Origin of the sequence: Kitasatospora sp. NPDC059646, from assembly GCF_042734615.1 — a bacterium.
Taxonomy (GTDB): Bacteria; Actinomycetota; Actinomycetes; order Streptomycetales; family Streptomycetaceae; genus Kitasatospora.
The window spans coordinates 34,802-51,193 of the sequence record NZ_JBHWDS010000047.1; the positions used below are offsets into that span (position 1 = coordinate 34,802).

The 16,392-nt window shown below is 74.3% G+C and carries 15 protein-coding genes; 5 read left to right on the forward strand and 10 right to left on the reverse strand.

Annotation, left to right across the window (positions count from 1 at the left end; translation table 11 throughout):
- Positions 1-65 precede the first annotated feature (65 nt).
- The 8 genes from def to ACFV1L_RS27655 all read right to left on the reverse strand — a co-directional run bounded on the left by def (position 66) and on the right by ACFV1L_RS27655 (position 7,551).
- Positions 66-692, reverse strand: a complete 627-nt coding sequence (def, locus tag ACFV1L_RS27620) for a peptide deformylase (protein WP_380370630.1) — start codon at positions 690-692, stop codon at positions 66-68.
- A 104-nt stretch (positions 693-796) separates the two neighbouring features.
- The gene (locus ACFV1L_RS27625) at positions 797-1,780 is read right to left on the reverse strand and encodes a tetratricopeptide repeat protein (protein ID WP_380370632.1); all 984 of its coding nucleotides are present in this window, start codon (positions 1,778-1,780) and stop codon (positions 797-799) included.
- Between the two features lie 132 nt (positions 1,781-1,912).
- Complete coding sequence (locus ACFV1L_RS27630; RefSeq protein WP_380370635.1) at positions 1,913-3,232, reverse strand: HD-GYP domain-containing protein; 1,320 nt, start codon at positions 3,230-3,232, stop codon at positions 1,913-1,915.
- Complete coding sequence (locus ACFV1L_RS27635) at positions 3,229-4,623, reverse strand: HD-GYP domain-containing protein (protein ID WP_380370638.1); 1,395 nt, start codon at positions 4,621-4,623, stop codon at positions 3,229-3,231. The genes ACFV1L_RS27630 and ACFV1L_RS27635 overlap by 4 nt, the downstream gene beginning before the upstream one ends.
- Positions 4,624-4,807: 184 nt before the next feature.
- Complete coding sequence (gene rsrA, locus ACFV1L_RS27640) at positions 4,808-5,167, reverse strand: mycothiol system anti-sigma-R factor (RefSeq protein ID WP_380370640.1); 360 nt, start codon at positions 5,165-5,167, stop codon at positions 4,808-4,810.
- Entirely contained in the window at positions 5,164-5,910 is a 747-nt protein-coding gene (locus ACFV1L_RS27645) for a sigma-70 family RNA polymerase sigma factor (protein ID WP_035873329.1), read from the reverse strand. The genes rsrA and ACFV1L_RS27645 overlap by 4 nt, the downstream gene beginning before the upstream one ends.
- A gap of 252 nt (positions 5,911-6,162) precedes the next feature.
- Positions 6,163-6,786, reverse strand: a complete 624-nt coding sequence (locus ACFV1L_RS27650; RefSeq protein WP_380370643.1) for an alpha/beta family hydrolase — start codon at positions 6,784-6,786, stop codon at positions 6,163-6,165.
- A 27-nt stretch (positions 6,787-6,813) separates the two neighbouring features.
- Positions 6,814-7,551, reverse strand: a complete 738-nt coding sequence (locus ACFV1L_RS27655; RefSeq protein WP_380370645.1) for an SOS response-associated peptidase — start codon at positions 7,549-7,551, stop codon at positions 6,814-6,816.
- Positions 7,552-7,671: 120 nt separating this feature from the next.
- On the opposite strand from ACFV1L_RS27655, the gene ACFV1L_RS27660 reads away from it, so the two are divergent.
- The 5 genes from ACFV1L_RS27660 to hisN all read left to right on the forward strand — a co-directional run bounded on the left by ACFV1L_RS27660 (position 7,672) and on the right by hisN (position 12,024).
- A complete protein-coding gene (locus ACFV1L_RS27660; protein ID WP_380370647.1) occupies positions 7,672-8,376 on the forward strand; it encodes a M50 family metallopeptidase in 705 nt (234 codons plus the stop codon).
- Positions 8,377-8,404: 28 nt separating this feature from the next.
- A complete protein-coding gene (gene aroA, locus ACFV1L_RS27665; protein ID WP_380370650.1) occupies positions 8,405-9,724 on the forward strand; it encodes a 3-phosphoshikimate 1-carboxyvinyltransferase in 1,320 nt (439 codons plus the stop codon).
- Between the two features lie 15 nt (positions 9,725-9,739).
- Positions 9,740-10,795: a ribosome small subunit-dependent GTPase A gene (rsgA, locus tag ACFV1L_RS27670; protein WP_380370653.1), complete on the forward strand. Its 1,056-nt coding sequence runs from the start codon at positions 9,740-9,742 to the stop codon at positions 10,793-10,795.
- Positions 10,796-10,883: 88 nt separating this feature from the next.
- The gene (locus ACFV1L_RS27675) at positions 10,884-11,207 is read left to right on the forward strand and encodes a DMT family transporter (RefSeq protein ID WP_380370656.1); all 324 of its coding nucleotides are present in this window, start codon (positions 10,884-10,886) and stop codon (positions 11,205-11,207) included.
- 19 nt (positions 11,208-11,226) lie between these two features.
- Positions 11,227-12,024: a histidinol-phosphatase gene (gene hisN, locus ACFV1L_RS27680; RefSeq protein WP_380370659.1), complete on the forward strand. Its 798-nt coding sequence runs from the start codon at positions 11,227-11,229 to the stop codon at positions 12,022-12,024.
- A 33-nt stretch (positions 12,025-12,057) separates the two neighbouring features.
- Here hisN and ACFV1L_RS27685 read toward each other — a convergent pair whose 3' ends face one another.
- Positions 12,058-13,980, reverse strand: coding sequence for a tetratricopeptide repeat protein (locus ACFV1L_RS27685; RefSeq protein WP_380370661.1), 1,923 nt, complete (start codon positions 13,978-13,980; stop codon positions 12,058-12,060).
- A gap of 352 nt (positions 13,981-14,332) precedes the next feature.
- The gene (locus ACFV1L_RS27690) at positions 14,333-16,339 is read right to left on the reverse strand and encodes a glycosyl hydrolase family 18 protein (protein ID WP_380370664.1); all 2,007 of its coding nucleotides are present in this window, start codon (positions 16,337-16,339) and stop codon (positions 14,333-14,335) included.
- Positions 16,340-16,392: the final 53 nt, after the last annotated feature.

The window sequence follows — 16,392 nt, forward strand, 5'->3', positions numbered from 1 at the left end:
ACCCGGACCTGCCGAAGGGGGTCGCGCCGACCGGCGCGACCCCCTTCGAACAGGCTGACGGTCCGTCAGTCGTTGGGCACGGTGGCGTACTTGGGGGCGCCGTCGGCCATCTGCCGCAGGGCGTCCTTGCGGTCGCGCTTGGAGAGCCGGTCGATGTACAGGTAGCCGTACAGGTGGTCGGTCTCGTGCTGGAGGCAGCGGGCGAAGAAGCCGGTGCCCTCGACCCGGATCGGGTTGCCGTGCTTGTCCTGCCCGGTGACGGCGGCCCAGCCCGGGCGGGCCAGCTCCTGGTAGGCGGTGGGCACCGACAGGCAGCCCTCCTGCCCGTCGTCGAGCATCCGGCGGCCGGCGGGGAGCTCCTCCAGCACCGGGTTGACGACGTGTCCGACGTGCCGGACGCCGTCGTCGTCGGGGCAGTCGTAGACGAAGACCTTCAGGTCGACGCCGATCTGGTTGGCGGCCAGGCCGACGCCCTCGGCGGCGTACATGGACTGGAACATGTCGTCGATCAGCGCGGCGAGCTCGTCGTCGAAGGCGGTGACGGTCTGCGTCTCGCGGTGCAGCACCGGGTTGCCGACCACGGTGATCGGGCGGGCGGTGCCCTTGGCGAGGTCGGGCAGCTCGCCGACCACCTGCTGGACCTCGGGGTCCTGGTGCTCGTGCTCGTGCTCGTGGTCGTGGTGCTCGGCCATCGCTTGCTTCCGCTCCGTCCGCGTCCGGCTGGTGTACCGGTCCAGGGTACGGGGCGCGGCGCGGCGCGGGGGCACCTCCCGGCCTCCTCGGGGCCGGGCGGCCGTCAGCACACCTCTTCGAGGTCCCGGTAGGCGCGGGTGGCCGGGGACGCCGCCGCCCAGCGTTCCAGCAGGGTGCGGACCAGTCCGGCGGGCGCGGCGATGCCGCATTCGCGTTCGATCTGCCAGGGGCCGCCGGCGGAGCCCTGGCTGAGGTGGCTGAGGTGGCCGGGGTGCAGCGGGTCGCCGTCGTCGTGCGGGTCGTGGTGCGCGGTGTGGCCGTCGTCGATGGCCATCCGGCTCTCCGAGCAGGTGCGGCACAGCAGCCGCACCGAGGACGTCCAGTCCTCGGCGGCGTACCCGGCGTCGGCGACGGTCTTCTCCAGCGCGTCCCGGTCGGCGGCGGTGGCGGCCTGCAGCAGGACCACCCAGGTCGGCACCGGGGAGGGCGCCCACAGCTCGATCTCGTCGAACACCGGGTAGGCGACGCCGTCGGCGACCCGCTCGCCGTGCGGCGCGCCGTCGTGCAGCACCACCTCGCCCCAGCGGCGGCCGGAGGACGGCAGCGGGATGGACAGCACCTCGATCCGCGCCGGGTCGAGCCGCCGGCCCCACACCACCTCGGACTCGCCGTCCGGGGACAGCCGCACCGGGGTGGTGCCGAGGTCCAGTTCGATCGGCCCGTCGAGGGCCGGCCCGCCGGGCAGCCGCAGCCCGTACGCCTGCCAGGCGCGGCGGGCCAGCGGCCAGTCCTGCAGGGCGGTGGCGGTGATGCCGAGGTTCCACCAGTCCGGGGCGCCGTGCGAGCGGTCGAGCAGGGCGACGGCGCGCAGGCCGGCGCTGCGGGCCTGCTCCCAGTCGCGGCGGAACTTGTGCAGCAGGGCCAGGTTGAACCACGAGTCGGACAGCCACGGCTCCAGGTCGGCCGCCATCACCAGCAGCGCCCCGGCGTCCTCGTACCGGCCGTCGCCGATCAGCGTGAACGCACGGTCGGTGGTCTGCCGCCAGGTCGCCGACGGACGGTGCCGTGCGCGGTGGAAGATCCTCACGTTGGTCCCTTGCCGTCGGTCGTCACCGGGTCGCCCCGCCTCCGGGTCTTCCCGCCACGACCGCATCCAACCACGCCTGCCGCGGGCCGCGCGCCCCGCGCGGCCATTCAGTGCGCCGGGCCGCACCGGCGGTCAGTCCGCGGGGCGGCAGCGGGCGGCGCGGTGTCCGCGGCGGCCGAGCCGGGCGAGCGCGTCGAGCACCACCGGGTCGTAGCCGCGGCCGGCGTCCAGCCGCAGGTGGTCGAGCGGGTCGAGGGCCCCGGCCCGGGGCCGGTCGGCGGCCGCGGTGCGCAGGTCGTCGTGCGCGTTGGCGACCCGGATGATCCGGGAGGCCAGCGGCAGGGTGGGGTCGTGGCGGCCGTCGTCGAGCCGGCACGGGTCGGCGAGTCGGGCGACCTGCTGCCACACCTGCCGGGGCACGCCGGTGCGCCGGATCACCTCGCTGCCGAGCCGGGCGATCCGCTGCTGCTCGGCGTCGGGCAGCAGCGCGGTCGCCCCGCCGGGCACCGGTTCGACGAGGGACAGCTGGCCGATGTCGTGCATCAGCGCGGCGTACTCCAGCAGCGTCAGCTCCCGGCTGCCGAGGCCGAGTTCGCGGCCGAGCGCGCACGCGGTGTCGGCGACCCGGCGGGCGTGGCCGGGGGTGGTGTAGCCGGCGATCTCGGTGGCCCTGGCGAGCGTCTCGATGGTCTGCCCGGTGGTGGCCCGCACCTCGACGGCCCGCCGGAACGAGGCCTGGGCGAGCAGCAGCGGCACGCAGAACACCGGCAGCGCCCACAGCCCGGCCTCGCCGGCCAGCAGGCTGAGCAGCAGTCCGGTGGCGACCTGCGCGGAGCCGATGCCGAGCAGGGCGCGCAGCTGGTCGTCGAGGGCGGCGCTGTACCGCAGTCCGGTGCGGGCCCGCTGCTGCCCGGCGGCGAGGACGGCGTCGCCGAGCGCGGCCAGCGCGGCGACGGCGGCCAGCAGCGCCCCGTACGCGGGGCCGCACAGCCGGTCGGTGGCGCCGGAGCCGTACAGCGGCTGGAACAGCAGCGCCGCGAAGGAGACGGTGACCAGTCGGCGGGCGGCGGCGTCGAGCCCGCCGAGCGGGGCGCGCGGCCGGCGGCGGACGGCCGCGAGCGCGGCCCGCCCGGCCAGCTGTGCGGCGAGGCCGGCGGCGGTGCCGATCGCGGTGACGGCGGCAACCTGCAGCACGCCGTGCGCGGTGGGCAGCCCGTGCAGCGGGCCGAGCAGCGCGTAGGCGAGGGCGACGGCGGTGGCCACCGGCGCGGGTTCGCGGTCGCCCGGCAGGGCGCCGCCGGCGCACTGCCCGAGCGCGATCAGGGCGGCGAACGCGAGGGCGACCCGGGGCTGGTCGGAGTCGGCGGCGAGGACGTGGACGACGGCGCCGCCGCCGAGCAGGACGGCCGCGCCGTGCAGCAGGTCGGCCGGCACCGGCCGCCGGGTGGTCACGCCGTCCCGCCGGCGGGCAGGCCCTGGCCGGACTGCTGCGGCAGCCGGGCGGGTTCGGGCACGCCGAGCGGGATGTCCGGCACCTCGCCGTCCCAGCCGCCGGGCGGCGGTGGTTCGGGCTGCCAGCCGTGTTCGGCGACGGCGGCGACCAGGGCCCGCACCATCACCGGGTCGAACTGGCTGCCGGCGCACCGCTCCAGCTCGGTGACGGCCTCCTGGACGGGCCGGCCGCGCCGGTAGGAGCGGGTGGAGGTCATCGAGTCGAAGGCGTCGGCGACCGAGATGATCCGGGCGAACTCGGGGATCCGGTCGCCGGTCAGGCCGTGCGGGTAGCCGCGGCCGTCCATCCGCTCGTGGTGGTGCAGGATGCCGTCGCGCCCTTCGCCGAGGAAGTCCAGCTGCCGCACCAGCTCGTGCCCGAACACCGGGTGGACCTCCACGGCGCGGCGTTCCGCGACCGTCAGCGGCCCGTTGCGGCGCAGCAGTTCGGTGGCGACGGCGAGCTTGCCGACGTCGTGCAGGGTGCCGGCGAAGTGCAGGGTGCGGATCCGGTCCTCGGCGAGGCCCAGCTGACGGGCGATCAGCACGGAGGCCCGGCCGACCCGTTCGCTGTGGCCGCGGGTGTAGGCGTCCTTGATCTCGACGGCCTGCACCAGGGCCTGCACGGTGGCGCGGTGCGCGGAGCGCTCGCGGTGGCCCTGTGCGGACAGCCAGGCGGTGATGGTGAGCGGCAGCAGTCCGAGCACCGCCGCGAACGCGCCGTACGGGCCCTGCCACAGCACCGCGACCATCAGGCCGCCGGCCCCGTGCAGCAGGGCGGCGGGCGCCGCCCGGCGGAGCTTGCGCATCGCGCCGGGCCCGGCCGCGCCGCAGGTCAGCCGGACCATGCCGGCCACCAGCAGCCCGTTGGCCAGGCAGAACGTGAGGATCGCGGCGAGCGCGCCGAACGCCGCGTCGGGGAAGCGGGCGCCGAGCAGCAGGCGGCTGCCGCCCAGCAGCCGGAACACCTCGGCGCCGGCCGCGGCGGCCAGCGCCAGTTGGGCGGCGTTCCAGATCCGGCGCAGCGTGCGCGGCGGCACGGCCGGGCCGAGCAGCGCGCCGGGCAGGGCGACCAGGGCCGCGGCGGGGGGCGGCAGCATCAGCAGGCCCGCGAACAGCACGGGGAAGAAGCCGCTGCCGCGCGGGTCGGCCGGGCTGTCCGGCGCGGGCCGGCCGCGCAGCCACCGCCAGGCCCGGGCGCACGGGGTGCGGGCGCCCTGGGCGAGCGACTCCAGGCACAGGTGCAGCAGGGCCAGCAGCCCGATCCGGGGCCAGTCGAGGCGGGGTGCGACGGCCGTCAGCGGCAGCAGTACGGCGATCGCCGCCGTCAGCACGGCGGCCAGATAGGCCATGGCCCGCCCCGTCAGCGCGCTGCGCTCGCGTTCGCGTTCGCTGGCGATCTCGGCCTCCCCAGCCCGTACCGGGCCCTCCGACGTGAGGACTCGTCAGAGAATAGGGCCCGGCCACCCGGACGGGACGCACGATCGCGGATTGCCGCAGCCGGAGCAGCGACAGCTCACTCGATCGAGTGAGCGCTCACTCTGCGGTGGCGACGGCGGAGCCGTGGCCGGCCGCGCCCTCCACCGTCATCTCCACGCCGACGGCCGTCACTTCGACCACCGAGTCGTCGCCGGCGCGCTGGCCGGCGCGGATCGAGTCGATCCGGGCCAGCACCTTCGACCGGAGGTCGGACGGTGTGTCGTCGCAGCCGCACGAGCGCTTGATCAGCGCCTTGATCGCCTGCTCCAGGCCGTACTTCTCCAGGCACGGGGAGCACTCGTCGAAGTGCACCCGCAGCTTGGCGCAGTCGCCCTCGGGCATCTCGTTGTCGAGGAATTCGTAGAGGTGGTCGAGCACCTCTCCGCACTCGGTCTCGTGCGGATCGCCGCAGCTCATGAGCCCGCGCCCTTCGCTTCCTGCCCTGCACCGGTACCGGCCGGGACCAGTCCCCGCTCGCGGGCGTAGTCCTCCAGCATGCCGCGCAGCTGGCGGCGGCCACGGTGCAGTCGGGACATCACCGTACCGATGGGTGTACCCATGATGTCCGCGATCTCCTTGTACGCAAAGCCCTCGACGTCCGCGAGATAGACCGCGATCCGGAATTCCTCCGGAATGGCCTGCAGGGCGTCCTTCACATCGCTGTCCGGCAGGTGGTCGAGCGCCTGCGCCTCGGCGGAGCGCAGCCCCGTCGACATGTGCGACTCGGCGCGCGCCAGCTGCCAGTCCTCGATCTCCTCGGCCGCGGTGCGCTGGGGTTCGCGCTGCTTCTTGCGGTACGAGTTGATGAACGTGTTGGTGAGGATGCGGTACAGCCAGGCCTTGAGGTTGGTGCCCTCGCGGAACTGGTGGAACGACGCGTACGCCTTGGCGAACGCCTCCTGGAGCAGGTCCTCCGCGTCGGCCGGGTTGCGGGTCATCCGCAGCGCCGCCGAATACATCGGGTCGAGGTAGCCCAGGGCGTCCCGCTCGAAGCGCTCGCGCCTGGCCTCCTCGCTCTCGCTCTCGGACACCCGGAAGGTGTCCTCGCCGATCACCTCGGCCAGTTCGTCGCCGGTGAGCTGCTCGCCCTCCGGGCGGCCCTGGTCGGTGCCCGAAGCACCAGACACGGCCGCGTCATCGGTCCCGACGACCGGACCCACCTCCTCGGTCAGCAGGGTCCGGCCCACCACGGGCCGACCCGGAAGCGAGGATATAGGGCTGACCGGCTTCTCGCCCGCGACAACCCACTTCGACCAGTCCGGCACGAGCGGGGCGGCCTGCGCAGCCCGCTCCTCGGACCGTTCGGGGCACGCGATCGAACCCATGGACGCTGCCTTTCCACCGGGGGCATGTTCTGACGATTCGTGCAACCAGGCCCGCCGCCCGGACATTCCCGGCCTCCGGCCGCGCCGTCAGAGCCAGTCGGCGACCGCGCCGGTGATCAGCGCCAGCGCCTCGTCCTGGCCCAGCGGGGCCTTCTTCGGGACCTTGAACGCGTGCGAGGCGTGCGGCACCTCGGCCAGCCGGTGGGTGTCCGGCAGCGCGGGGAACTCCTCCGGGGCGCCGAAGGTGTCCGCGCCGCCCTGCACCACCAGGGTGGGCAGGCCGGTGCCGAGCAGCTCGTCGGCACGGCTCTTCTCCGGCCTGCCCGGCGGGTGCAGCGGGAACGCGAGTGCCAGCACGCCCGCCGCGCCGAGGCCGGCCGAGGTGCGGCAGGCCACCCGGGCCCCGGCGCTGCGGCCGCCCGCGTACACCGGCAGGCCCTCCTCGGCCGCGGCGGCGAACTGCGCCGGCCAGCCGGCGTCCAGGGTCTTCGGCGCGGGGGCGAGCTTGCGGCCGGCCACCCGCCAGGGCTGTTCGGCGAGGACGACGGTGACGCCCGCCGCCGGGAGCGCCGCCGCGAGGGCCTGCAGGTCGGGCGCCTCGACGCCGCCGCCCGCGCCGTGCCCGAGGAGCAGGACGGCCCGCGGGGTCCGCGCCCGGAACCAGTGGAGCCGGGCGTCCCCGGCGGGGGTGGCGACGGTCTGCTGCTGCATGGCGCAGAGCGTATAGAGGGGACGGCGTCAGAACAGCGTGGTGAGGTCGTCCTCGGTGAGTCGCCGGGTCAGGCCCGGGTGGTTGTTGCGGATCGAGCCGACCTCGTCGGGCACCGCGTGGATGCGCAGGTCGCCGGGCGGCGGCGGGGTGAGGTCGGCGCTCTCGGCGTGCGGGTCGAGCCAGGCGTCCCAGCGGTCGGGGCCGAGGTACAGCGGCATCCGCTCGTGGACCGGTGCGAGCAGCGGCTCGGCGGCGGTGGTGACGACGGTGCAGGTCACCAGCCAGGCGTCCGGGTGGTCGCCGGGCACCTCGCGGTTGCGCCAGAACTCGTACAGGCCGGCCAGCGCCAGCGGGGCGCCGTCGGCGCGGGAGACGAAGTAGGGGCGGCGGGGCGGGCGGGAGAGGTCGTCGGTGGGGGCGGTCTGCCACTCGTAGTAGCCGTCGACCGGTATCAGGCAGCGCCGGGACGCGAACGCCTGCCGGTACGCGGGCTTCTCGTGGACGGTCTCCGCCCGGGCGTTGATCATCTTCGCCGCGGTGTCCGGACTGCTCGCCCAGGCCGGCACCAACCCCCAGCGCAGCACCCGCAGTTGCCGCACCGGCCGGCGCTCGCCGCGGGGCGCCCGGTCCAGCACGGCGAAGGCGGGCGCGGTCGGCGCGACGTTCCAGCTCGGCGCGATCGTCTCGGTCGGGTCCCACTGCCGGACACCGAAGTGCCGGACCAGCTCGGCGGGGTCCGTGGAGGAGGCGAAGCGGCCGCACATGCCGTTCAGCTTGCCAGAACCGGCCGGGCCGGAGAACCGGCGGCTACCGGGCGCCCGTCCTTCCGTGGGAGGCTGCCCGCCCGGGCGACGGGAAGCGACGGTGATCGGAGGCCGGCCGAGATGGACTTCGTGCGACTGTGGGACCGGTTGACGGCCGTGCAGCCCGACCCGCCGAACTGGCTGGTGTGGGGCGCGACGGCGGTGGCGCTGCTGGCCGTGGCGCTGCGCCCGGTGTGGCGGCTGAGCCGCACCGTGGTGACCATCGCGCACGAGGGCGGGCACGGCGTGACGGCGCTGCTGACCCGCCGGCGGCTCTCCGGGATCCGCCTGCACTCGGACACCTCCGGGCTGACGGTGTCCTCGGGCCGGGCGACCGGCCCGGGCATGGTGCTGACCGCCGCGGCCGGCTACCCGGCGCCCTCGCTGCTGGGCCTGGGCGGGGCGGCGCTGCTGGCGGCGGGCCGGATCACCGTCCTGCTCTGGGTCGGCATCGTGCTGCTGGCGGCGATGCTGCTGACCCTGCGCAACCTGTTCGGGGTGCTCGCGGTGCTGGCGACCGGCGGCGCGTTCGTCGCGGTGTCCTGGTACGGGACCCCTCAGTGGCAGGGCGCGTTCGCCTACCTGGGCGTGTGGTTCCTCCTGTTGGCGGGCGTGCGTCCGATCGTCGAGCTGTACTCCGCCCGGCGGCGCGGCGGCACGCCCGGCTCGGACGCCGACCAGCTGGCCCGGCTGACGGGCGTGCCGGCGACGGCCTGGGTCGCGCTGTTCCTGGTGGTGGCGCTGGCCTGCCTGGGGCTGGGAGCGGCCTGGCTGCTGCCCCGGTAGCGGGGCCGGTCCTCATAGACTGGGCGGCATGACCGAACCCCTGTGGCCCGCTCCCGTCGCCACCGCTGCCGTGGACGCGACCGTGACCATCCCCGGCTCGAAGTCCGCGACCAACCGCGCGCTGGTGCTGGCCGCGCTCGCCGACGGCCCGGGCTGGGTGCGCCGCCCGCTGCGCAGCCGCGACTCGCAGCTGATGGCGGACGGCCTGCGGGCCCTGGGCGTCACGGTCGAGGAGACGGTCAACGCGGCGTCCGGCGGCACCGGCGGCGGCGAGGCCTGGCGGATCATCCCCGCCGAGCGCCTGCGCGGCCCCGCGCAGGTGGACGTCGGCAACGCCGGCACGGTGATGCGCTTCCTGCCCCCGCTGGCCACCCTGGCGGACGGCCCGGTGCACTTCGACGGCGACCCGCGCAGCCACGAGCGCCCGCAGCACGGCGTGATCGACGCGCTGCGCGCCCTCGGCGCCCGGATCGACGACGGCGGCCGCGGCGGCTTCCCGCTGACCGTGCACGGCGCCGGCGCGCTGGACGGCGGCCAGGTCGACGTGGACGCCTCGTCCTCCTCCCAGTTCATCTCGGCGCTGCTGCTCTCCGGCGCCCGTTTCAACCACGGCGTGGAGATCCGCAACGTCGGCGAGACCGTCCCGTCGCTGCCGCACATCCGGATGACCGTCGACATGATCCGCAAGGCCGGCGGCCAGGTCGACGCACCGGAGGACGGCGGCGAGAAGGACGTCTGGCGGGTCACTCCGGGCGCGCTGATCGGCCGCGACCTGGTCGTCGAACCGGACCTGTCCAACGCCGCCCCGTTCTTCGCCGCGGCCCTCGCCACCGGCGGCCGGGTCGTCGTCCGGGACTGGCCCAGGCACACCTACCAGCCCGGCGACCAGCTCCGCGAGATCTACACCGCGATGGGCGGCTCGTGCCGGTTCACCGACGAGGGGCTGGAGTTCACCGGCACCGGCAAGATCCACGGCATCGAGGTGGACCTGCACGACGTCGGCGAGCTGACCCCGGTGATCGCCGCGGTCGCCGCCCTCGCCGACTCCGAGTCCCACCTGTACGGCATCTCCCACCTGCGCCTGCACGAGACCGACCGGCTGGCCGCGCTCGCCAAGGAGATCAACGACCTCGGCGGCGACGTCTCGGAGACCGAGGACGGCCTGCGGATCCGCCCCCGCCCGCTGCACGGCGGCGTCTTCCACACCTACGAGGACCACCGGCTGGCCACCGCCGCCGCCGTCCTCGGCCTGGTGGTGGACGGCGTCCTGGTGGAGAACGTGGCGACCACCGCGAAGACCCTGCCGGACTTCCCGCAGATGTGGGCCGACCTCCTCGGCCAGGGCTGACGGGGGATCACGAGCATGCGCCGCTACGGCAAGGACGCCGACGAGGACGACATCCGCAGCCGCCCGGGCCGCCGGGGCTCCCGCCCCCGCACCCGCATCCGGCCCAAGCACGAGGACGCCGACGCGGCGATGGTCCTCACCGTGGACCGGGGCCGGATGACCTGCCTGGTCGACGGCGGGACCAAGGACGAACGCCTGGTCACCGCGATGAAGGCCCGCGAACTCGGCCGCAAGGGCGTCGTCGTCGGCGACGTCGTCAACCTGGTCGGCGACCTCTCCGGGGCCCCCGACACGCTGGCCCGGATCGTCCGCGTCGAGGAGCGCACCTCGGTGCTGCGCCGCACCGCGGACGACGACGACCCGTACGAGCGGATCGTCGTCGCCAACGCCGAGCAGCTGGCCATCGTCACCGCGCTCGCCAACCCGGAGCCGCGCCCCCGGCTGATCGACCGCTGCCTGGTCGCCGCGTACGACGCCGGGATGGAGCCGCTGCTGGTGCTCACCAAGTCCGACCTGGCGCCGGCCGACGAGCTGCTGGAGTCGTACGCGCCGCTCGGCATCGACTACGTGGTGACACGGCACGACGAGCTGGCCACCACCGGGGCGGAGGCCGTCCGGGAGCACCTGCGCGGGAGGACCACGGTGTTCATCGGGCACTCCGGCGTCGGCAAGACCACCCTGGTCAACGCGCTCGTCCCGGAGCGGCAGCGGACCACCGGCCACGTCAACGCCGTCACCGGCCGCGGCCGGCACACCACCGTCTCCGCGCTCGCCCTGCGGCTGCCCCCGCCGCCCGGGGCGAAGCCCGGCTCCCGCAAGGCCCTCGATCCGGGCTGGGTGATCGACACCCCCGGTTTCCGGTCGTTCGGCCTGTCCCACATCGACCCGTCCCGGGTCATCCACGCCTTCCCCGACCTCGAACCCGGCACCGAGGACTGCCCGCGCGCCTGCTCCCACGACGAGCCGGACTGCGCGCTGGACGCCTGGGTCGCCGACGGCCACGCCGAGCCGGCCCGGCTGTACTCGCTGCGCCGCCTGCTCGCCACCCGGGAAGCCCACGAGGGGGACTGAGAGTTCACCGACCGACGAGTCGCCCGGCCCTGCCCACTGGGTAACGATAGGAAGGTCACACCGTCCTATCTGACAGGGAGTCAACCGGATGGCATGGGCCATGGTGATCCTCGCCGGTCTGCTGGAAACGGGATTCGCGGTCAACCTCAAGCTCAGCCACGGCTTCACCAGGCTCTGGCCCACCATCAGCTTCTGCCTCTTCGCCCTCGGCTCCTTCGGGCTGCTCACCCTCTCCCTGAAGACCCTCCCGGTGGGCAGCGCCTACGCGGTGTGGACCGGCATCGGCGCGGCCGGCACCGCGCTGTACGGGATCGTCTTCCTGGAGGAGTCCTCCTCCGCCCTCAAGCTGGTCTCGGTCAGCCTGGTCATCGCGGGCGTGATCGGCCTTCAGCTCAGCGGCTCGGGTCACTGAGTCCGCTAGGGTTCGGGGCATGGCCGACTACCACGACGACCTCCGACTCGCCCACGTCCTCGCCGACTCGGCCGACTCGGTGACCATGGAACGCTTCAAGGCGCTCGACCTGAAGGTCGAGACCAAGCCCGACCTGACGCCGGTCAGCGACGCCGACAAGGCCGCCGAGGAACTCGTCCGCTCCGTCCTGCAACGAGCCCGCCCGCGCGACGCGGTGATGGGCGAGGAGTACGGCCTGCAGGGCTCCGGCCCGCGCCGCTGGGTCATCGACCCGATCGACGGCACCAAGAACTACGTCCGCGGCGTCCCGGTCTGGGCCACCCTGGTCGCCCTCCTCGAGGAACAGCCCGACGGCGAGTTCGCCCCCGTCGTCGGCATCGTCTCCGCCCCCGCGCTCGGCCGCCGCTGGTGGGCCGCGAAGGGCCTCGGCGCGTTCGCCGGCCGCAGCCTCGCCAAGGCCCAGCGCATCCACGTCTCCAAGGTCTCCCGCCTCGCCGACGCCTCGCTCTCCTTCTCCTCCCTCAGCGGCTGGGAGGAGCGCGCCCGCCTCGACGCCTTCCTCGACCTCACCAGGATCTGCTGGCGCACCCGCGCCTACGGCGACTTCTGGTCCTACATGATGGTCGCCGAGGGCGCCGTCGACATCGCCGCCGAACCCGAACTCTCCCTCTGGGACATGGCCGCCCCCTGCATCGTCGTCCAGGAGGCCGGCGGCCGCTTCACCGGCCTCGACGGCATCGACGGCCCCACCGGCGCGGACGCGGTCGCCACCAACGGCATCCTCCACGAGGCGGCGCTGCGCTCGCTGAGCGTGTGAGGACGCCTGGACCGGGGCGCTCCCCGCTCGTCGCTACGCGCTGAGCTCCGCGGTCATCGCCTCCAGCAGCCGCCCCGCCCGCTCCGCGACCTCCGCGGGCCCGTACTCGGCCGCCCGTCGGCACCAGTTCTCGGCCTGCACGGCCTCCCCCCGCCGGAGGGCGAGCAGCGCCAGCCGGAGGGCGGCGCGCCCGTGGCCGGCGTCCGCGGCCCGGGTGTACCAGAGCATCGCCTCGGCCTCGGAGTCCTGACGGGCCAGCAGCAGCCCGAGGTTGAACGCCGCGCTGCGGCTCCCGCCCTCGGCCGCGCGCCGGTACCAGCTCTCGGCGATCTGCAGGGCGCCCCGCTCCGCGGCCCGGACGCCCATCCGCACCTGCGCGCGCAGGTGTCCCGCGTCGGCCGCGACCGCGTACCAGTGCTCGGCGTCCGCGTCGGCGTCCCCGCGCCGGTCGAGCAGCGAGGCGAGCCGGAACGCGCCCTCCGCGGAGCCGCCTTCGGCGGCCTGCCGGTAGCGGTCGAGCGCGCCGGTGAGGTTGCCGCGCTGCTCCTGGACGACGGCGAGTTGCAGGGCCGCTTCGCCGTGGCCCTCGGCCGCGGCGCGGGCGTACCACTCCTGGGCCTGCCGGGTCTCGCCGCGGCCGGCGTGCAGCACGCCGAGGTTGAACGCGCCGTCGACGGAGCCGGCTTCGGCGGCCTTGGAGAACCAGGGTTCGGCGCCGGACTCGTCGCCGCGCTGGAGCAGCATGACGGCGAGCGCGTTGCAGGCTTCGCGGTGCCCGGCGTAGGCGGCGCGGCGGTACCACTGCTCGGCCTGGGTGTCGCGGCCGGCGCCGGCGCACAGCAGGCCGAGGTTGAACGCGCCGTTGTGGTCGCCGGCGTCGAGCGCGGCGCGGTACCAGCGTTCGGCGACGGCGTTCTCGCCGCGGCCGGCGTGCAGTGCGCCGAGCGCGTTGGCGGCGGTGCCGTCGCCGGCCTCGGCGGCCTCCTGCCACCATTCGGCGGCGGCGGCGGGGTCGCCGGCGTCGCGCAGCAGGAAGCCGAGCGCGCAGGCGGCGCGGGCTTCGCCGTTCTGCGCGGACTGCCGGTACCAGCGGGCGGCTTCGTCGAGGTCGCCGCGGGCTTCGAGGAGGACGCCGAGGCGCAGCGCGGCGCGGGCGTGGCTGCGGGCGGCGGCGGTGCGGTACCAGGTCTCGGCGGTCTCCTTGTCGCCGGCGGCTTCGCGCATCCGGGCGAGGCGGTAGGCGGCTTCGCGGTGGCCGGAGTCGGCGGCGGCCTTGAACCAGCGTTCGGCGCGGACGTCGCGGCGGTGTTCCATCAGGTCGCCGAGGGCGTAGGCGCCGAGCGGGTGGCCCTGTTCGGCGGCGAAGTGCAGCCAGTACTCGGCGGCCTCCTCCTCGCCCTGGTCGCGCAGTTGCAGGCCGAGGGCGTGGGCGGCGGGCGCGGAGCCGGCGACGGCGGCCTGCCGCCACCACTGGGCGGCTTCGGCGCGGTGGCCCTGCTGGTGGAGCAGGACGCCGAGGTTGTTGGCGGCGGCGCGCAGGCCGGCCGCGGCGGCGGTGCGCAGGTAGGGTTCGGCGTCCTGGAGGTCGCCGCGGCGCAGCAGGAGGGCGCCGAGCTGGCTGGCGGCGCCGGGGTCGCCGGCGTCGGCGGAGCCGCGGTGGCGGGCTTCGAGCGCGGCCTGTTCGCGGGCGGCGAGGGCGGTTTCGAAGCTGTCGTCGCCGTCGTCGCTCTCCAGCAGGTCGCGGGCGGAGGCGGTGGCGACGACCTGGTCGGCGGTCAGGTGGACGAGGCTGTCGGGGCCGTAGCCGGACGCGGCGAGGCTGCCGTTGCCGGCGGTGGTGCGCTGTGCGGGCAGGCTGCTGCCCGACTGGACGGTGGGTCGGGCACCGGTGTCGGTGTCCGTGGTGCTGCTGGCCGCCAGTCGTTCTCCTGTCCCGTTCCTGCCGATGAGTTTCATGCCGACTCCCGCTCCCCCCGAGTGTCGCGGCATTCGCCCCCGGCCGTCGGCCCGGGGTGGTCCCCCCAGGGGTCACGCCGGATCGGACGGCCTGTCAATGGCCGTGCCGCGTCCCCCTCGTGGTCCATCGTCGCATCACCCGCAGCCCTCGTACACCTGCTCCGTCCGTTTTGGCGGAGCGGGGCCGAAGCCCGGCGAGATTGCTTCAGCGCTTTGTCGATTTCCCGACACTGGGCGCCACAAACCCCGGCCACGCATCGTACCGGAGTCGATCAACTCTCCGCGCACGCAAGGGCGAAGGCCCGGAGGGTGTTTCCCTCCGGGCCTTCGCCGCAAGCGTGGTGACGATCGGTCAGCTGACGGTGAAGTCGTCCGCCTGGTAGGCGCCCTGTCCGTACCAGCCGTGCACCCAGACGGTCACCGAGGTGACCGAGGCTCCGGTGGTGAACTTGGTGGACAGCTGGGTCCACGCGCTCCCACCGGGGGTCCACGTCGAACTGTCCGCCCCGGAGCCGGTGACGCCGAGGTAGGTGTAGTTGCCCTTCACCCAGGCGGACAGCGTGTACGTGGTGTTCGGCTTGACGGTCACGGTCTGCTGGCACTGCGCGGTGTCGCCGGCACTGGCGTTGCCCTGCAGCGCGTACGAGCCGGTGTGGCCGCCGGAGACCACGCTGCCGCCGCTGCCGGCGCAGGTCCACGGGCTGAGCGCGCCGGACTCCAGGCCGGGGTTGGCGACGATGCCGCCGCCGGGTCCGCTCGGCGAGGAGGACGGGCTGCCCGACGGCGAGCCGGACGGGGAGCCGCTGGGCGAGGAGGACGTCGAGGTGGACGGCGACGGGCTGGTGCCGGTGCTGCTGCTCGCGCTCGGCGAGGGCGAGGCGGGCGGCGCCGGGCAGTTGGCGGCCGAGCCGTTGGTCGCCGTCACCAGCGGGTTGAGCAGCACCGCGTTCGGGTCGTCGTACAGCGAGAACACGAACGAGCCGCCGAGGCCGTTGCAGTGCGCGTAGTCCATCTTGGCCTGGATGGACTTGGCGGTCTCACCGGACCAGAAGTTGTTGCCGTCGTAGAAGTACGAGGCCTGCGAGGCCGGGTCCCAGTACGTGTAGCCGGGGTTGTCGACGACGCCCAGCAGTTCCTTGTACATCCGGACGCCCGCGACGTTGCCGGAGTTGGGCGCGCCCTGCGCTGGCCCGCTGGCCGGCTGGAACAGTCCGTGGTTGGCGCCGGCCGCCACGCCCGTCCAGCCGCGGTAGTACAGCGGGACGCCCATGTTGAGCTTGTTGGCCGGGAAGCCGCCGGGGATGCCGTACGAGGGGTCGCCGACCGTGTACGCCTTGATCGCCTCGTCGATGGAGTACTTGGCGTTGCCCGGCGGCACGTTGTTCGACGGGTCGTTGGGGTTCTGGTAGATCGGCGTCTGGTGGTTGGTCGGACCCTGCGCCTCCCAGCCGCCGTGCATGTCGTACGTCATCGGGTCGGCGAAGGTCAGGTACTGGGCGATCTTGTCGGTCTCGATGTACTGGATCTTGTCCTGGCCGGCCGGCAGGGCGGCGCTCAGCGCGTAGGTCCTGCCGTCGGCGGAGCCCTGGGTGTTGAGCTGGTTGCGGAACTCGGCGAGCAGCGCGGTGAAGTTCTGCTTGTCGTTGGGCGAGGAGTGGTTGCCGGTGTGGCCGCCGCCGCCCGGGTACTCCCAGTCGATGTCGAAGCCGTCGAAGATGCCCTTGCCGGTGCCGGGGCCGCCGTAGCCGCCCTGGGCGGGCAGGTTGCCCTTGATGAACATGTCGACGCAGGAGGAGACGAACTTCTTGCGCGAGGCGTCGGTGGCCGCCGCGTCGGAGAAGTACTTGGAGTACGTCCAACCGCCGATGGACAGCAGGACCTTCAGCTTCGGGTACTTGGCCTTCAGCTCCTGGAGCTGGTGGAAGTTGCCGGCCAGCGGCTGGTTCCAGGTGTCGGTGGAGTTGTCCACGCTGTTGCCGTTGGCGAAGGTCTTCGCGTAGTCGGCGTAGTAGTCGCCCGCGCCGTCGCCGGCGTTCGGGTTGTTCTCGTCCTGGGACGCCGCCGAGTTGGCCTCGAAGCAGGTCAGGTCGGTCGGGTGGATGTTGGCGAAGTCGTACAGCAGGTAGTCGAGCTTCCCTGCCATGCCGTTGGTGTCGACGTTCTTCAGGTAGTAGGCGTTCTGGTAGATCGACCACTGGTCGAAGTAGGCGATCTTCAGACCGCCGCTGGTGGCGGGGGCGCCGGTGGTGTTGGCCGGTCCGGCGGTCGCGCTGGGGGCGCCCAGCAGCGACATCGCCCCGGCGAGCAGGGTGGCGGCCGCGGCCGTGACGGCCCAGACCCTTCGGTTGTTGCGGTGCATGCGGATGTGCCTCTCCTGTCACGTGGGGATGCAGGAACACCGTCCGACACCCG